Source organism: Streptosporangium sp. NPDC006930 (assembly GCF_040635605.1).
Classification (GTDB): Bacteria; Actinomycetota; Actinomycetes; order Streptosporangiales; family Streptosporangiaceae; genus Streptosporangium.
This window is the reverse complement of record NZ_JBEYID010000029.1, coordinates 39764-56618: the sequence shown is the minus strand read 5'-3', so window position 1 is coordinate 56618 and position 16855 is coordinate 39764. Positions and strand designations below refer to the sequence as shown.

At 71.9% G+C, this 16855-nt stretch carries 14 protein-coding genes; 6 read left to right on the top strand and 8 right to left on the bottom strand.

The window, feature by feature from the left end; translation table 11 throughout:
- The first annotated feature begins 107 nt into the window (after positions 1-107).
- Positions 108-1235 (top strand): histidine kinase, encoded by a 1128-nt coding sequence (locus ABZ664_RS35140; protein WP_362520167.1) that lies wholly within the window; start codon positions 108-110, stop codon positions 1233-1235.
- Positions 1232-1894: a response regulator transcription factor gene (locus ABZ664_RS35135; RefSeq protein WP_362520164.1), complete on the top strand. Its 663-nt coding sequence runs from the start codon at positions 1232-1234 to the stop codon at positions 1892-1894. The genes ABZ664_RS35140 and ABZ664_RS35135 overlap by 4 nt, the downstream gene beginning before the upstream one ends.
- Here ABZ664_RS35135 and ABZ664_RS35130 read toward each other — a convergent pair.
- Together ABZ664_RS35130 and ABZ664_RS35125 are read right to left on the bottom strand one after the other, a co-directional pair.
- Positions 1858-2712, bottom strand: coding sequence for an isocitrate lyase/phosphoenolpyruvate mutase family protein (locus ABZ664_RS35130; protein ID WP_362520161.1), 855 nt, complete (start codon positions 2710-2712; stop codon positions 1858-1860). The genes ABZ664_RS35135 and ABZ664_RS35130 overlap by 37 nt on opposite strands.
- Complete coding sequence (locus ABZ664_RS35125) at positions 2709-3566, bottom strand: hypothetical protein (RefSeq protein ID WP_362520158.1); 858 nt, start codon at positions 3564-3566, stop codon at positions 2709-2711. The genes ABZ664_RS35130 and ABZ664_RS35125 overlap by 4 nt, the downstream gene beginning before the upstream one ends.
- 273 nt (positions 3567-3839) lie before the next feature.
- Between ABZ664_RS35125 and ABZ664_RS35120 the strand changes: the two genes are divergently transcribed.
- Positions 3840-4214: a formate/nitrite transporter family protein gene (locus tag ABZ664_RS35120; RefSeq protein WP_362520155.1), complete on the top strand. Its 375-nt coding sequence runs from the start codon at positions 3840-3842 to the stop codon at positions 4212-4214.
- A gap of 217 nt (positions 4215-4431) precedes the next feature.
- On the opposite strand, the gene ABZ664_RS35115 is transcribed toward ABZ664_RS35120, so the two are convergent.
- Together ABZ664_RS35115 and ABZ664_RS35110 are read right to left on the bottom strand one after the other, a co-directional pair.
- On the bottom strand, positions 4432-5787 hold the full coding sequence (locus tag ABZ664_RS35115; protein ID WP_362520152.1) for a serine hydrolase domain-containing protein: 1356 nt from the start codon (positions 5785-5787) through the stop codon (positions 4432-4434).
- A gap of 295 nt (positions 5788-6082) precedes the next feature.
- A complete protein-coding gene (locus tag ABZ664_RS35110; protein ID WP_362520148.1) occupies positions 6083-7336 on the bottom strand; it encodes an MFS transporter in 1254 nt (417 codons plus the stop codon).
- 132 nt (positions 7337-7468) lie between these two features.
- Between ABZ664_RS35110 and ABZ664_RS35105 the strand changes: the two genes are divergently transcribed.
- Positions 7469-8419 (top strand): LysR family transcriptional regulator, encoded by a 951-nt coding sequence (locus tag ABZ664_RS35105; protein ID WP_362520145.1) that lies wholly within the window; start codon positions 7469-7471, stop codon positions 8417-8419.
- A 346-nt stretch (positions 8420-8765) separates the two neighbouring features.
- Positions 8766-10916 (top strand): RNA polymerase recycling motor ATPase HelR, encoded by a 2151-nt coding sequence (helR, locus tag ABZ664_RS35100; RefSeq protein WP_362520142.1) that lies wholly within the window; start codon positions 8766-8768, stop codon positions 10914-10916.
- Positions 10917-11001: 85 nt separating this feature from the next.
- Here the strand turns inward: helR and ABZ664_RS35095 are convergent, their stop codons facing one another.
- Positions 11002-11892 (bottom strand): sigma-70 family RNA polymerase sigma factor, encoded by an 891-nt coding sequence (locus ABZ664_RS35095; protein ID WP_362520139.1) that lies wholly within the window; start codon positions 11890-11892, stop codon positions 11002-11004.
- 105 nt (positions 11893-11997) lie between these two features.
- Here ABZ664_RS35095 and ABZ664_RS35090 point away from each other — a divergent pair, with 105 nt between their 5' ends.
- Positions 11998-12759, top strand: a complete 762-nt coding sequence (locus tag ABZ664_RS35090; protein WP_362520136.1) for an NAD(P)H-binding protein — start codon at positions 11998-12000, stop codon at positions 12757-12759.
- 148 nt (positions 12760-12907) lie between these two features.
- Here ABZ664_RS35090 and ABZ664_RS35085 read toward each other — a convergent pair whose 3' ends face one another.
- From ABZ664_RS35085 to ABZ664_RS35075, 3 genes are all read right to left on the bottom strand, one after another.
- Entirely contained in the window at positions 12908-14188 is a 1281-nt protein-coding gene (locus ABZ664_RS35085) for a YibE/F family protein (RefSeq protein WP_362520134.1), read from the bottom strand.
- Between the two features lie 146 nt (positions 14189-14334).
- Positions 14335-15834, bottom strand: a complete 1500-nt coding sequence (locus ABZ664_RS35080; RefSeq protein WP_362520132.1) for an FAD-dependent monooxygenase — start codon at positions 15832-15834, stop codon at positions 14335-14337.
- Positions 15835-15942: 108 nt separating this feature from the next.
- Positions 15943-16563: a TetR family transcriptional regulator gene (locus ABZ664_RS35075; protein ID WP_362520130.1), complete on the bottom strand. Its 621-nt coding sequence runs from the start codon at positions 16561-16563 to the stop codon at positions 15943-15945.
- Between the last annotated feature and the right edge of the window lie 292 nt (positions 16564-16855).

Sequence of the window (16855 nt, the reverse complement as noted above, 5' to 3'; positions counted from 1 at the left end):
GTTGCCGCGAACGCCGCAGGAGCCGCGAAAGATACCGCGGGTGCGGTAGCCGGAGACTGGTCCGCGCGCAGGAGTCGCCCGTGGGGACATCCGGCTAAGGTGCGCCCATGGGGACAGGACGGTCCGGCGTGCGGGCGGGTACCACGGACTGGGTGATCGCCGTCGGCGTGGCGGCGACGCTGCTGGTCACCGGGCTGTCCGGGCGGCACTCCGCCACCTACCTGGGGCTGCTCGGCTACGCGCTGCTGGCGGCCGGTGGCCTGGTGCTGGTCGCGCGCCGTCGTGCTCCACTCGCCGTCCTGGCCGTCACCGGGCTGTGCGCGGCGGGTTACCAGGCGGCCGGTTTCGACGTGCCCGCCGTCGCGTACCTGTTCGCGGTGTACGCGGCCGTGCGGGCGGGGCACCGCGTCTTCACGGTGGCGGCGAGCGCGATCATGCTGGTCCTTCTTCCGCTCGCGGCCCTGGCCGCGGGGTCGCACGACACGGGTGAGGCGTTCGCGCAGGCCCGAGGCGCCCTTGAGCTGGCCTGGCTGATCGCGGCCGGCGCCGCGGGGGAGGCGCTGCGGCAGGCCGAGCGGCGGGCGGACGAGGCCGAGCGCACCCGGGAGGAGACCGCGCGGCGCCGCGCAGACGAGGAGCGGCTGCACATCGCGCGGGAGTTGCACGATTCGCTCACCCACCAGATCTCGATCATCAAGGTGCAGGCCGAGGTCGCCGTCCACGTGGCCCGCAAGCGTGGTGAGCAGGTGCCGGAGGCCCTGCTGGCGATCCGGGAGGCCGGTCGTGAGGCGACCCGGGAACTGCGGGCGACCCTGGAGGCGCTGCGCGAGGAGGATCCGCCCCCGCCGCGCGGCCTCGACCATGTCGCGGAGCTGGTGGAACGGGCCCGGACGGGCGGTTTGCAGGCGACGCTGACGATCGAGGGGCGGCGACACGACGTACCGGCCGCGGTGGAGCGGACCGTCTACCGGATCGTCCAGGAGTCACTGACCAACATCACCCGTCACGCCGCCGCCGCGACGGCGTCGGTCCGGATCGACTACCGTCCCGACACCCTCGCGATACGCGTCGACGACGACGGAAAGGCCAGGTCGGACGCGGCCCCGGTGCCCGGTGTCGGTCTGCTCGGGATGCGCGAACGGGTCACCGCCCTCGGCGGGCACCTGCGGGCGGCACCGCGCGAGGAGGGCGGGTTCACCGTCCAGGCCGAACTTCCCGTGGAGCGGACGCCGTGATCCGGGTCCTGCTCGTCGACGACCAGCCGCTCATTCGCGGCGGATTTCGCGCGCTCCTCGACCTCGAAGACGACATCGAGGTGGTGGCCGAGGCCGCCGACGGGAGGCAAGGGCTCGCCCTGGCCAGGGAGCACCTGCCCGACGTCGCTCTCGTCGACATCCAGATGCCGGTCGTCGACGGCATCGAGGCGACCCGGCTCATCGCCGCGGACCCGGCCCTGGCCGGGGTGCACGTCGTCATCCTGACCAACTACGGCCTGGACGAACACGTCTTCAACGCGCTGCGCGCCGGCGCGGCCGGATTCCTCGTCAAGGACATCGTGCCCGAGGACTTCCTGCACGCCGTGCGCGTCGCCGCCCGCGGCGACGCGCTGCTCGCCCCCTCGATCACCCGCAAGCTCATCAACCGGTACATCACCCAGCCGCTCCACACCGGCACCGGCACGGGGCTGAAAGAGCTCACCAACCGCGAACGCGAGGCCGTCGCCCTGGTCGCGCGGGGTCTGTCCAACGATGAGATCGCCGACCGCATGGTGATCAGCTCGTTGACCGCGAAAACCCACATCAACCGGGCCATGACCAAGCTTCATGCCCGCGACCGCGCCCAACTCGTGGTCCTCGCCTACGAATCGGGCCTGGTGACCCCACGCGACTCCTGACCTTCACGATCACTCGTTGCGCGCGTGCCGTCGCCGGTGCGCGGGCCGTACCGGTGCAGCGCCTCGACCTGCTCGTAGGAGGGCACCTCGCCGATGACCGGTTCGCCCCGGGCCACCGCCAGCGCCGTGGTGACGGCCGCGCCCAAAGCCGCCCGAAACAGCAGCGACCCGTAGCTGACGCGGGCCACCCCCAGTTCGGCGAGCCGTCGCATCGGCACGCCGGGGGAGACGAGCACGTTCAGCGGTACCCCGACCCCGGCCACCAGCGCCTCGATGTCCCGCTCGGCACTCGCGCCCGGTACGAAGACCCCGTCGGCCCCCGCCTCGGCGTAGGCGCGGGTCCTTTCCAGCGCCGGAGTCAGGGCGTCGGGCAGGTCCAGCCAGAACGCGTCGGTACGGGCGTTGAGGAACACCTCGGGAACCCGTCTTTTGACCACCGCGACCAGCTCGGCCTGTGCCCGGAGGTCGGCCAGGCGGTCACCGCGCCCGTCTTCGAGGTTGATTCCCGCCACTCCCAGTCCGGCCAGCTCCGCCACCAGGTCGGCGACCCGCTCGGGCTCCTCGGCGAACCCCGCCTCGATGTCCATCGTCACCGGGACGCCCAGCCTCGTCATCGTCTGTGCCAACCGCAGTGTCTCCTCCCGCGTCGCCCGCCCGGCGTCAGGCTTGCCCGCCGCGGCGGCCACCCCCAGGCTCGTCGTCCCGATCGCGGCGAACCCCGCCTGCACCAGGGCCGCCGCGGAGGCGTGGTCCCACGCGCAGGGAAGCAGCAGTGGCTCGTCCGCGTGGTGCAGCGCCCTGAAGCGCGCGAACGTCATCGGGTCGCCGCCTCGATCGTCCCGGCCGCCAGGGCCAGCGCGACCCGCCTGCCCGGGCAGGCACGCGGCCCCGCACCGAACGTCAGATACTCCGTTTCCCCTCCTACACACGCGAGGTCCCGGCCGGCCGCCGTGACGTCGAGTATCACGAGCCTTCCGTCACCGGGCGCCCGGCGGCGCAGCGTCCGGACCGGAGGATCGTGGCGCAGCGTCTCATCCAGCAGTTCCTCCACCGTCCACGCCTCGGCCGGGTGCGGCCCCACAGGCCCGGCCCCCGCTCCCGCCGGAAACCGTGCCGCTGCGGCGGCCAGGGCGCTGCGGACCAGAGCGACCGTGGGAGCGCAGGCTTGGGCGAGCAGTCCCGCCAGCACGGCCAGCCGTTCAGGAGGCGGGTCACCCAGCAGGCGTGAGAGCTCCACCAGCCCTTTGTCGGCCACGTCCCCGCCCTCCTCCTCGCCAGGCCCGGCCCCGACGCCGGGCAGGTAGGCCGGGGCGATCGCCGCGACGGCCCGCACGGCACTCGGTCCGTCCTCGGCGCGTACGCCCAACGCGATGGCGAGGACCAGCACCGGAACCTGTTCCAGAGGGCAGGGGAGAGGGGCGATGTCCCGCGAGGCGAGCCGGAACGCCTCGGCGCGCAACGCGCCCGGATCCAGTCCTGCCAGTACCGCCACCCCCGCGGCCCGGCGCTCGGCGTGCATGGTCCCCTCGGCGAAGCGGCCGACCGCTCCGCGCAGCCACGCCACGGTCGGCGCGAACGGCGGGCGCGGTACGGGGGCGACGGTGAAACGGGAGTCGGACAGCACGGCCCGTATCTCGGCGGGATGGCTCACGACCAGCGGATCGGACGTCATCGGTTCTCCTTGAGGTGCGGCCTCCCCTCCCGGGTGGTGGACGAAGGAGGGGGGTGGAATCACGATCTCCGCCGGGAACCGCACGGTACGGGCCCTGCGACCCGGCGATCTTCAGAAGGTTAGACGCCGGACGTTTCGGCGCTCACCGAAGCGTCCGGGGGCAGGCGACGGTTCTTGAGCTGAGGGTGCCGGCCTCTCCTCGATCCGCACGCCTTCTGCTGCGAACCGTGTCTTCTTCCGTTCGCCGGATCGAGCACCGCGCACCGGACGGCTGTGGAGGCCGGCAACCACTTCGCGGATCTGGGGACGAACCTGCATTCGTTCTCTCTCGCGGTGCTGGCCGGCATGGTGATCACGTTGATGACCCGGATGCAGCACGCCACCGACGATCTCGGGGTCCGGTTGGTGCCCGCCGTGTTGTTCGGCGCTCTGCTGGCCGGTGGTCAGCTGTTCCACAGCGTGCTGGACTCGATCCTGATGTTCACCGCCCTGATCACCGGCCGGGCTCCGTTCGGTTACCTGGACTGGTTGGCGGCGTTGGGCTGGGCCGTCATGGGCAACCTCATGGGCGGTGTCGGTCTGGTGACCTTCCTGCGGCTGGCGCGGGTGCCGCACCGCCTCGCCGAGGAACGCGGCCACCGCAGCTGACAGCGTGACACGGCCGTTCTGGCCCTCGCAGCGGCCGGCGCCGCGAAGCCGTCGTCTCGCAGCGCATGACGCGGTCGGCGACAACGACGACCCGCTCGGCAACCCCTTCGACTCCCAGCCGATCGCGGAAAAACGCCCCCGCAAGCCGTTCTGGCCCGGTGCCTGGCCGTCGCCTGGCACCGGGCGAAAGCCCGGTGCGCCGAGGCCTCGTCGCCGCTCAGCCGCGCCAGCCGCCCTCGTCCACCCCGCCGGGCACCTCCGCCTGCGGGTCGTAGGGGGTACGGGTGAAGACGAAGGTGTTGAGGTCCAGGTGGCTGAGGGAACCGTCGGCCCTGCGGACCACGCGCAGAATCTCGCCCGCGTAGTAGCCGTCCAGCCCCAGCCAGGTCCCGTCGCCTTGGGCGGTGAACCGCGAGGCCCGGCCCGCGCCGCCGATCGGGGTGAGGGAGAGGCCGCCCTCGGGCAACAGCCGCAGCGCGTACGCGCTGGGCCCCCAGTACCACGGGCCGGTGAGCTCCAGCAGGCCCGCGGTGTCGGCGACGGGCTCCCACTCCTTGGGCAGGCGCGGTTCGTGCTGGTCGAGGATGGCCAGCAGGTCGGTCAGCAGGTTGCGGCTGACGCCCGCGGTGGAGTTGGCGGTGAACAGCACGCCGACCTTGTCGGCAGGGTCGGCCCACACCGTGGCCAGGAAGCCCGGCATGGAGCCGGTGTGACCGGCCAGGCGGCGGCCGCCCGCGCGCGTCAGCTGCAGGCCCAGGCCGTATCCGCCCGTCCAGGCGTCGCCGTCGTCGACGATCGCCGGCTCGCGCATCTCCGCCACGGTGTCCGGAGCGAGCACGTCCCCGGTGTCTCCGGCGACGAACGCCGCCCATCGGGCGAGGTCGGCGGGGGTGGACCACAGCTGCCCGGCCGGGGCCATGGCGACCGCGTCGTGCTCGGGTTCCGGCAGCAGTACGTCCGCCCAGGGGTGCACGGCGTAGCCGGTGGCGTGGGGCGCGCGCGGCCGGGGCGTGGTGTCACGCATGCCCAGGGGCAGCAGGATCTCCTCGTGCACGGCCTGTGCCCAGTTCACGCCGCGGTGGCGGGCCACCAGCTCACCCAGCAGGGCGAAGCCCACGTTGGAGTAGTGGTAGCGGCGTCCCGGCCGGTGCCTGGCCGCCTCGGGCCCGAGCGCGGCGACGAGTTCGGCGGCCGGCACGCCTGCGGTCCGCTCCCACCACTGGCCGGGGGACTCGGCGCTCAGCCCCGAGGTGTGCGACAACAGTTGGGCGACGGTCATCTCGCCGACCCGCAGGTCGGGAAGGTGCTTGGTGACCGGGTCGAGCAGGCCGACCTTCCCCTCGTCGCGCAGGCGCATCACCACGACGGCGACCAGGCTCTTGGTGATCGAGCCGATGCGGTACTGGGTGCCAGGGGTGGGGGCGGCCCCTTCAACCCGGCCCCGCGCGCCGAACCAGGCGAGCTCCCCGTCACGCACCACCGCGGCGGTCAGCGAAGGCAGACGTGCCTGGGACTGCTCGACCGCGATCCTGCGCAGCAGCGCGCGAGCCGTACTCTCCAGAACCGGCGACATCAGATGGCTCCTCACCCGACACGAAACCCAACGCGAAAAAGTGCCCCCAGGTTAATGCCGCCCGATCCGGGAGGGCATCGCCGTCGGCTCGGCGCGATGGGCGACGGTCAGTGACTCTTCCGGTTCCTTGAAACGAGCGGCTACCAGTGGCCCGTCTCCGAACGTCGACCGGGTATCACGACCGGGTGACCGGCTCCCTCCAGGTCTGGTTTTCTCGGCAAGATCGTGTGACGGCACACCGGTTTGGGCCGCTTGCGCGGCATGGAACCGTGGGCGGGGTCGAGCGTGGGGATGCTCATGTGGGTGTTCGCCCTTCCTGAAGCACTTGGTCGGCGTTTTCGGGGTGGGGCGTGTGGTCGTGCCGGAGGAGGAGTGAGGTCGTCAGGAGGAGGAGTCCGGCGATCGCGATCGCGGTGCGGGGGCCGGTGAGGCCGGCCAGCAGGCCCCACGCGCCGGTCATGGCCGCGATGGTGGCTTTACTCGTGATCGACCAGGCGGACAGGGTGCGGGCGACCCGGTCCGGCGGGAGTTGCTGGAGCCGGTAGGTGGCGAATACCGGGTTGAACACGCCCATGCAGGTGATCAGGCCGAGTTCGACGGTGATGACGAGGAGGAGCCCGGTGGGGCCGGGGTGGATGAATGCCAGTCCCAGTGGCCAGCACGCGCGCAGCGTCCCGGCGGTGAGCATGACCTTGTGGTGTCCGAACCGTGCGAGGAGCGGGCGGGCCAGTCGCGAGCCGATGAGGCCGCCGATGCAGGGGAGGCCGAAGGCGACGCCGTACTGCCAGGGGGCGAAGGCGAGGTCGCCGAGCATGAGGACGGCGAGCAACGGTGAGACCGCCATGATCAGGCCGTTGACCAGGACGGTGTTGAAGAACAACGGGCGCAGCGCCGGGCTGGCGAGGATGTGGCGCCATCCTTCCAGCAGGTCACCGGCTCCAGGGCGGGAGGAGGTGGCGGTCCGCGCGGGGCGTGGCTCCCGCCCGCCGATGGCGCGGATCCCGGCGGCCGACAGCAGGAAGCTGACCGCGTTGGCCGCGACACTCGTCACCGGGCCCACCAGCCCGATCGCGGCGGTACCGAGGGGTGGTCCGAGCGCGGTGGCGGTCCAGGCCGTGGCCTCCAGCCGCCCGTTCGCGACGAGCAGGTCCTCGGGGCGGATGAGCGCCTTCAGACACGCTCCGCTCGCGGCGGTGAAGGCGATGTCGGCCGCACCGACGACGACCGCCACGACCAGGAGTTGAGCGAGGCTCAGCCGGTCGAGCACGTAGGCGGCGGGAACGCTCATCAGCGCCGCGAACCGGATCAGGTCCATCGCGATCATCACCGGCCGTTTGCGCCGGAACTCCACCCACGGCCCGAGCGGCACCGCGACCATCGTCCCGACCGCGAGTCCCGCCGCGGCCAGCGCCGACACCTCGGCAGGCCCCGCGTCCAGAGCGAGAATCGCGATCAGGGCGAATGCGTCGAACGCGAGCCACGTGCCGAACGTGCTTGCCGCGTACGCGGCCCAGAACCATCCGAACCGCCACCCCGGCGACCTTCCCACCGCACGCCCTCGCTATCTCCACGAAACAAACAACCATTGTTCGAGAGATCAAAACGTGCAGACGAAAGGCGGGTCAAACAACCAAACGATCGAATCCATACAACTGTGAGTTGTGCCCTAAAGTCAGGTGGCGTGGATCTCGATGCTGTGCGCACATTCGTCGCCGTCGTGGACGCGGGCCGGTTCCAGGACGCCGCCGCGGATCTGTCGATCACCCAGCAGGCCGTCTCCAAGCGCGTCGCCGGACTGGAGAAGGACCTCGCGGTGCGGCTGTTCACCCGCACCGCGCGCGGGGCCCGGCTCACCATCGACGGGCAGGCGTTCCTGCCCCACGCCCGGGAACTGCTGCGCGTCGCCGAGCGCGCGGCCGCCTCCGTGCTGCCCGGCAGCCGTCGGCTGCGCGTCGACGTGATCGCCTCGCGCACCGCGACGTCGGGCCTGATGCGCGACTTCCACCGCGCGCATCCCGAGATCGAACTCGACGTGGTGATGCTGCTCGACGCCGAGACGGCCGTCGCCGCCATTCGGTCGGGAGCGATCGACGCGTCCTTCCGTGCCGTCGCGGTGCCCGGCCGGCCCCTTCCCGAGGACATGGAGTCCGTCCGGGTGCTCGACGAGTCGCTCCAGTTCCTCACCGGACCCGCCCACGCGCTGGCCGACGCCCGGTCGGTGACCGTCGCTCAGCTCGCCGGGCACCGGATCTGGATGCCCGGCATCGTCCCCGGGACCGAGTGGGCCGCCTACTACGACGACCTCGTCGCCGAGTTCGGCCTCACCATCGAGGCGACCGGCCCCAACTTCGGCTCCGACGCGCTCCTCGACACCGTCGCCGACACCCCGGCCCTGGCCACCTTCATCGGCGAACACACCCGCCTGGTCTGGCCCACCGGCCACGGCCTGCGCCGCATCCCGGTGACCGACCCGACGCCCGTCTACCCGCACTCCCTCCTGTGGCACCGCGACAACCCCCACCCGGGGCTGGTCACCCTCCGCGCCCACTTCGCCGCCACAGCGGCCGGCCGCGACGCCGCCGGGACCTGGACGCCGGCCTGGGTGATTCCGCGGCCGGCTTCTCAGCCCTGAGGAGCTGAGCTCGCAGCTCCCCGCCCTGGAACACCGCCGCGTCTGTGATCAGACTGGCCGGGCCGGCGGACGGTGCCTCGGGGGCACGGTGACGACGTACGCGGCGCGGCGCTTCGCGAGGGTCTCGTCCGTCCACGGCGGACGATGGGGAAAGGGGAATATCCACACCTTTCCACTCTTAACGTATAGCGCACCGGGGGGCTTGCCACAAGACCCGGGTCATGCCGCAGAATCGTCGGCCGAAGCCGGAACCTGCGGAAACGGGGGATGCGAAGTGAGTGTGTTGCCGCCGACGTATGAGGGGGCCGGGAAGGCCCCTCGTCCACCTCGGATCGGAGACGATGACGTGAACCCGCTGACCACCAGCGCGTTCGACCTTCCCGCTCACCTCGCTCCCAAGGCCGACCCGGCGCTGATCGCCGGTGACGAACGGCACTTCGTGGCCATCGCACAAAGCCTTGAGCACACGATCGCCGACCTGTCCGGCCGCCTCGACGCCGAGCGCAGGGCGCCCGGCGGCAAAGGCCGGCAGGCGCTGGACCGGGACCTGGAGATCCATCGGCTGTCGGCTCGTCTGCGTACGCTGCGTCGCTTCGGTCTGGACCTGTGTCTTGGACACATGGTCGGCGCGGACGATTCCGAACCCGTGTACATCGGACGGCTCGGCCTCACCGACAGCGCGGGCCGCCGTCTGCTGCTCGACTGGCGATCTCCCGCGGCCGAGCCGTTCTTCGGAGCGACCCACGCCAACCCGATGGGGCTCGCGAGCCGCCGCAGGTACCGCTGGAGCCGCGGCCGGATCAGCGACTACTGGGACGAGGTGTTCACCCCGGAGGGATTCGCAGGACACCACGCGGCCCTTGACGACCAGTCCGCCTTCATCGCCAGCCTGGGCGGTGACCGATCGGCCCGGATGCGAGACGTGCTCGGCACCATCCAGGCCGACCAGGACGCCATCATCCGCGCGGGATCTCGCGGGGCTCTCGTCGTCGACGGCGGTCCGGGGACGGGCAAGACCGTCGTCGCCCTGCACCGCTCGGCCTACCTGCTCTACTCCGATCCCCGCCTCGGTCACCACCGGGGCGGCGTGTTGTTCGTCGGCCCGCACCAGCCCTATCTGGCCTATGTCGCCGACGTCCTGCCCAGTCTCGGAGAGGAGGGCGTGCGAACCTGCACCCTGCGAGACCTCGTCGCCGAGGGAGCCGCCGCGACGGTCGAGACCGATCCGCGGGTGGCCCGTCTGAAGTCGTCCGCGGACCTGCTGAAGGCGATCGAGCCGGCCGTCAGGTTCTACGAGAACCCGCCCGCCAAGGGGATGACGGTCACGACCCACTGGTCCGACATCTGGCTGGGCCCCGACGATTGGGCCGAGGCGTTCGGGGCGGCCGAACCCGGTACCTCGCACAACGAGGCACGCGACCAGATCTGGGAGGAGCTGCTCAGGATCCTGATCGACAAGCACGACGGCGAGGTCTCGGCCGACCTGCTGCGCAGATCGCTGCTGCGAGACGAGGAACTGCTCACGACCTTCAATCGCGCGTGGCCACTGCTGGATGCGGCCGACCTCGTCGGAGACCTGTGGTCGGTGCCGGCCTACCTGCGGATGTGCGCTCCCTGGCTCGGCCTTGAGGACGTCCGGCGACTGCAGCGCGCCGACGCCCAGGCCTGGACGGTGTCGGACCTGCCGTTCCTGGACGCTGCGCGCCAACGCCTCGGCGACCCGGAGACGTCACGACGCAGGCGCCGGCAGGAAGCCGCTCTCGCCGCCCAGCGCGAGCGCATGGCCCAGGTCGTCGACAACCTGATCGAGGCCGACGACGACGGTGAAGGGCTCGTGACGCAGCTGCGCCGCGCGGACCTTCAGCGAAATCTGGTCGACGAGTCCGAGTTGCCCACCTTCGAACCGGACCTGCTCGCCGGCCCGTTCGCGCACATCGTGGTGGACGAGGCCCAGGAACTCACCGACGCGCAGTGGCAGATGTTGCTGCTGCGCTGCCCCTCGCGAAGCTTCACCATCGTCGGGGATCGTGCCCAGGCCAGGGGCGGGTTCACCGAGTCGTGGAGCGAACGGCTTGAGCGTGTCGGGCTCGACCGGATCAACCTGGCCTCCCTGACCATCAACTACCGGACGCCGAAGGAGATCATGGCGGAGGCCGAGCCGGTCATCCGGGCCGTGCTCCCGGACGCCAACGTGCCGACCTCCATCCGCGGCGGCGCTGTCCCCGTCGTCCACGGATCCGTCTCGGAGCTGGACTCGGTCCTTGAGGCCTGGCTCGCCGAGCATGCCGAGGGGATCGCCTGCGTCATCGGTGACCCCACGTTCCGGGCGACCTCTCGCGTCCGGTCGCTGACCCCGGAGTTGTCGAAGGGGCTGGAGTTCGACCTGGTCGTCCTCGTCGACCCGGAGGCGTTCGGCACGGGTGTCGAAGGAGCAGTCGACCGCTATGTCGCGATGACCCGGGCGACCCAGCGGCTCGTCATCCTCTCAACACCCTGATCAGCGCCCTGTCCGGCCGGGGCGCGGGGGATCTCCCGCGCCCCGGCCGGACCCTCCGCCGTGTCCGGCGCGGGGCCGGCGGAGGTCAGGCGTCGGGCTCGGGCACGGCGAGGTCGATCCGGCGAAGGCGGTCCGGCTCCGCGATCACGTCGATCTCGGTGATCCCGTCCTCGGTGATCGTGAAGCCGATTACCAGGCGCAGATGGCCGTACGGGGCCATCGCGAGCCCGATCGCCCCGTCGACCAGGGCGGGTCCGGTGAACCAGGCCCGTTCCATCGCGGCCATCGCTCCCTCGGCCACGGAACGGGACCCGCGGACCACGAAGGGCTCGGGGGTGGGGATGACCGCTCTGTCGGCCCGGAGCACCACGTCGGGATGGAGCAGGGCGACCAGCGCCTCGAAGTCCCCTCCGCGCGTGGCGGCCAGGAAGGCGTCGACGACCCGGCGCCGACGGGTCAGGTCGGTGTCGGGGGCCGCAGGCGCCCCTTTGACCCGGCGGCGGGCGCGGCTCGCGAGCTGTCTGGTCGCTGCCGGCGACCGCTCGAGCATCGGGGCGATCTCCTCGAACGGCACGGCGAACATGTCGTGCAGCACGAAGGCGAGACGTTCGGCCGGTGTCAGCGTGTCGAGCACCACCAGCAGCGCCACCCCGACCGAGTCGGCCATCAACACCTCCCGCTCGGGGTCGGCCCCGGCCTGCCGGCCGATGAGCGTGCCGGCCACCTGTGCGTCGATGGGTTCCTCACGCCGATGCTCGCGCGCGCGCAGCATGTTCAGGCACACCCGCGCCACCACCGTGGTCAGCCACCCGCCGAGGTTCTCCACGTCGCCGGCTCCTGCGCGGCTGACGCGCAGCCAGGCTTCCTGCACGGCGTCGTCGGCCTCGCTGAGCGAGCCGAGCATCCGGTAGCCCACCGACCGCAGATGGGGCCGATGCTCCTCGAAGCGCCCTGCCAGCCATTCGCTTTCGTCCACCGTGTCACATTCCTTCGCCGCCGGGGGTCAAAGCAGTAAATCCGAAAAACACCAGCCGAAAGTACCGGGAGGTCGACTCCCGGCCGAACGAACACTGGAGAAGTCATGACGGCACCCATCCTGGTCACCGGCGGCACAGGCACGCTCGGCGGCCACGTCGTCCCCCTGCTGCGGGAGGTCGGCCGCGAGGTACGGACCCTGAGCCGCCGTGATCACGGCCCCGGCAACGGCGTCGAGCACTTCTCCGCCGACCTGCTCAAGGGCGAGGGGGTCGAGCCCGCGGTGAAGGGCGTCGAGACCGTCCTGCACCTGGCGGGCGGCAGCAAGGGGGACGACAAGGCGACGTGGAACCTGATGGGCGCCGCTTCGAAGGCCGGCGTGCGGCACGTCGTGTACATCTCGGTGATCGGGGCGAACACGATGCCGCTGGGCTGGTTCAAGACCCAGCTGGAGGCGGAGCGGGCGGTGATGGACTCCGGCATTCCGTGGACGATGCTGCGCGCGGCCCAGTTCCACGACCTCGTCCTGAAGATCGCGGAGAAGATGGGCAAGATGCCGGTGGTCCCGGTCCCTGGCGGGCTGCGCTTCCAGCCGGTCGACTCGCGCGAGGTGGCGGCCCGGCTGGTGCAGCTGACGCTGGGGCGGCCGGCCGGCCTGGTCCCCGACCTCGCGGGACCTACGGTGTACGGGATGGGGGAGCTGGTCGGCGGCTACCTGCGGGCGCGCGGCAAGCGCCGGATGATGATGCCGATGCGGATGCCGGGGAAGGCCGGCAGGGCCTATCGGGCCGGGGAGAACCTGTCGCTGGACGGCGCCGATGTGGGCAGGCGGACCTGGGAGGAGTTCCTGGCGGAGCGGGTGCGCTAGCGCGTCGGCGTCTTCGTCCGTGACACGCGCGGCTTTCGGGATGTCCGGCTCCCTGCCACCCGCGCTGCCGGTCGTCCTGCTGGTCGGCCGGGACGCCGGCCGCCTCGGGGCGGCCCGCGTGCACGGAGCGACTGCGGTGACCGGGTCGCTAGGAGTGGGGGATGGAGCCGGTGAGGGGGTCCTCCGTCCGGCGGCGGTGGCGTGCCGCCGGGGGCGGCCGGTGCTCGGGGGCGGCCCGCCGGGCGCTGGCCAGCGCGGCCAGGGCCGTGGTGATCGGGACGGCCGCGATGAGCCCCAGGGTGCCCACCACGCTGCGGACGATCTCGGTGGCGATGACCGGGTTGGTCACCACCTCGCCGATGGGCTGGTCTCCGACGCTGACCAGCAGGAGCAGCGGCAGGGAGGCACCGGCGTAGGCGAGGATGATCGTGTTGATCACCGAGGCGATGTGGGCGCGGCCGACCCGGGCGGCGGCCCGGTACAGCTGGGCGAAGGTGTAGCCGGGGTTGGCGTGCGAGAGTTCGGTGACGGTGGCGGCCTGGGTGACGGTGACGTCGTCCAGCACACCGAGCGAGCCGATGATGATGCTGGCCAGCAGCAGGCCCTCGGTGTTGATCCGGTAGCTGACGTCCAGGTAGAACGAGCTCTCGTCGGTGATCCCGTTGAGCTGGGCGAGGCCGATGGCCGCGTACGACAGCACGCCGGTCAGGCTGAGGCTGACCAGGGTGCCGACCACGGCCATCGAGGTGGGGACGGTGAAGCCGTGGGTGAGATAGAGCACCGCGAGCATGATCGCCGCGGCGCCGACGATGGCGACCAGCAGCGGCTGCTGCCCGGTCAGGATCGCCGGGATGACGAACAGCAGGAGCAGCACGAAGGTGACGGCCAGTCCGATCAGCGCCATCACCCCGCGCCAGCGGCCAAAAGCGATCACCGCCGCGGCGAACGCGACACCGGCCAGCCACAGCGGCGAGGAGCGGTCGTGGTCGGAGATCTGGTACGGCGGCACCTCCAGCTCACCGTCACCGCCGGGGGTGTGGACCAGGATCACGTCGTCGCCCGCGGCGAACCTCTGCGAGCCGGGCCCGCTGGGAAGGCCGCTGGTGACGAAGTGGCCGGCCTCGGGCCCGCTGGTCAGCTCGACCTTGGCGTCGCCGCAGGTGGCGGGGTCGACCGGCCGCTGCTCGCCAGAGGGTTGCCCGTCGGCGGGCGGCTCCTGCGGACACGGGGTGAGGGTGATGGCGGTGATCGTCCCGGTCACCCGTTGCAGGCCGGCCGGTTGCTGCCCGCTGGAGGTGAGCTCTGCGGGCCACATCCAGATCAGGGCGATCAGCGTGGCCAGCGCCAGGGGGACGATGACGGCCAGCGTCGCCCACACCGTGCCACGGGAGCTGGGGGCGGCCGGGCCGTGCGAGTGGTTGGCACCCATGGTCGAAAAAGCTCTCCTCAGGGACGGTAAAGGCGAAAGTACCGCACCTGGGAGGTGACCGTGGCGCCGTGGCGGCTCAACAGAACCGGTGAGGGCCGCGAACGTGAGTGTCCTGCGCGTTTATCCTGATGGACGGCGCTTTCTGGTCATCGCGGAAGGCCGAAGTGGTGGGTGAGCGCAGCGCGCAGCGTGCCGGTGTCCCCGGCGGACCAGGCGACGAAGCAGTCGGGGCGCACGAGCAACGCGGTCGCGGTCGTGCCCTGCAGTGGGCCGGTGACCACGTCGACCCGGTCCCGCCATGGCGCGGTGACCCCGGCGTAGGCGCCCGTGGAGTCCAGCAGCAGCGGCCGGGCGGCACGGGTCAGTTCGGCGAGGCGTTTCGGGCCGTGCTCACCGTGCACGACCACGTCGGGGGCGCAGCGGCCGGCCAACGGGTCGGCGGGGTCGGCGGGGTAGTGGGTGTCCGCGCCGGACATCAGCGCCGCGATGTGCCCGGTCACCTCCGGCTTGCGCAGCAGTTCGGCGAAGAGTTCCCGCAGGCCGGTGATCTCGTCGCCGGGGCCGATGAGCGCCGCCTGTGCCTGGGTGGACATGACGACCCGTTCGGCGACGGGGCGGCGCTCGGTCTCGTAGGTGTCGAGCAGGCCCTGCGGTGCCCAGCCGCGCACCGTGGCCGCGAGCTTCCACCCCAGGTTGACGGCGTCCTGCAGGCCCAGGTTGAGGCCGGGGCCGCCCATCGCGGGGTGCACGTGCGCGGCGTCACCGACCAGCAGCACCCGGCCGGCGCGGTAGCGGGCGGCGATGCGGGTGTTGCCGCCGGTCAGCCGCCGCAGCAGACCGGGACCGTCGGGCGCACCGATGGGGATGTCGGCGCCGAGCACCCGGGCGACGCTGGCGCGTAGCTCCGCCAGGTTCATCGGGGTCTCCTCGCTCGCCGGCGCGTCGGGCCACTCATGCGTGCTCAGGATCGCCGGGCGGCCGGGGAACGGGGCCCAGGCGATGAGGCCGCGCGCGGTGCGGGTGTGCTGGAACGGCGGGACGACACCGTAGCCGGGGACCCGCAGGCCGCCGGTCTCGGGGTCGAGGAAGGAGTCTGGGACGGTCACGGTGGCGGTGCGGGAGATCGACCGGTCGTTGGTGAGGCCGGGGAAGTCGATGCCGGCCAGGCGGCGCACCGTGCTGCGGCCGCCGTCGGCGCCGACGAGGAAACGGGAGGTGAGCCGCCTGCCGTCAGCAAGGCGAACCTCGACCGTGTCGGGGTGTTGGCACAGGTCGACGACCTCGTGACCGCGGCGCAGGTCGACTCCGAGCTCGGCGGCCCGGGTGGCGAGGGCGGCCTCGAGCTGGGCTTGCGGCACGCCGAGCACGTAGTGCGGGTTCTGCGCGAGCATCGTGAGATCGAGCGGGAACGCGCCGAAGGTGAAGGCCGGCTGGGGTAACGGCGGAGTGCTCTCGCCGCTGAGCCGCGCGTAGAGGCCGCGCCGGTCGAGCAGGCGGACGACCTGCCCGACGAGGCCGTTGGCGCGGGACTCGCCGGTGGGCGCGGCGTGGCGTTCGAGGACGACGGGGTGGACGCCGGCGAGGGCCAGTTCGCAGGCGAGCATGAGGCCGTTGGGGCCGGCTCCGGCGATGAGGACATCGATCATGATCGTGTTCCTTTCTGGGCGTGCGTCATCGCCACGGCAGGCGCGGCACGCGGCCGGCCCGCCGCGGGGGTGTGACGCGGCTGGGGAGGTGGGTGAGGAGTGTGGGCTTTAGCGGAGCGGCGCCGGGAGGCCGGCGGCGACCTGGGTGAAGGCGTCGGTGATGAGGCGCTCGATCGGGGTGGGCGGGTCGGCGCTGTCGAGATAGTGCCGCATGGCGACGGCGATGGCGGCGCTGGCCGCGGCCGCGACGAGCCTCGGATACATGTCGGTGGCGAGGTCGGTGCCGGTGCGCTCGGCGACCGCGGCGGCCAGCTCGGCCTCGGCGATCGCGACCGCGCGCAGTCGCTCGCCCTGCAGCGCGGGCTCGGCGAGCATGGTGCGTACGCCGGTCACCCACTGGGTGTGTGCGGGGGAGGGCATCGCCTCGACCTCGGGGCCGCGCGTGAACTGCTCCAGCGCGGCCCCGGTGAGCGCAGCCCACAGCGGCTCATCGGCGGGGCGTTCGCGCAACGCGGCGGCGGTGCGCAGGCTGCGGTCGAGGTGGCGGGAGGCGATCGCCTCGGCCTTGCTGGAGAAGTAGTTGTTGAAGGTGCGCGGGGAGACACCGGCCGCCTCGGCGATGTCCTCGACGCGGACGTTGTCGTAGCCACGCTCCACGGTGAGGTGGATCGCGGCCCAGCCGAGCGCCGCCCGCGTCTCGGCCTTCTTGCGCTCTCGCAGCCCCGTCATACCGCCACACTAGCACTAGTTGCGCGTCACGCAAATATGCGTGACACGCAAAAAAGTTGCCACCGGGTGGCGCGGTGCCGGGGTCCCCGTAGTACTCGCCGAAAATCGGGCGGATATGGTGCTGACCAGCGATGATCCGACCGTCCAGGCGGCACGATCACCGGGCGGTCATGCGGTTTGCGAGTTCGTCGGCGCCGGGTGTCCAGGTACCGCGCCGGGCCTCGATGCCGTCTAGTCGGCGCTGGGTGCCTTTGCCGCCCCTAAATAGCGGGCGCCGAAAAACAACGCTTAG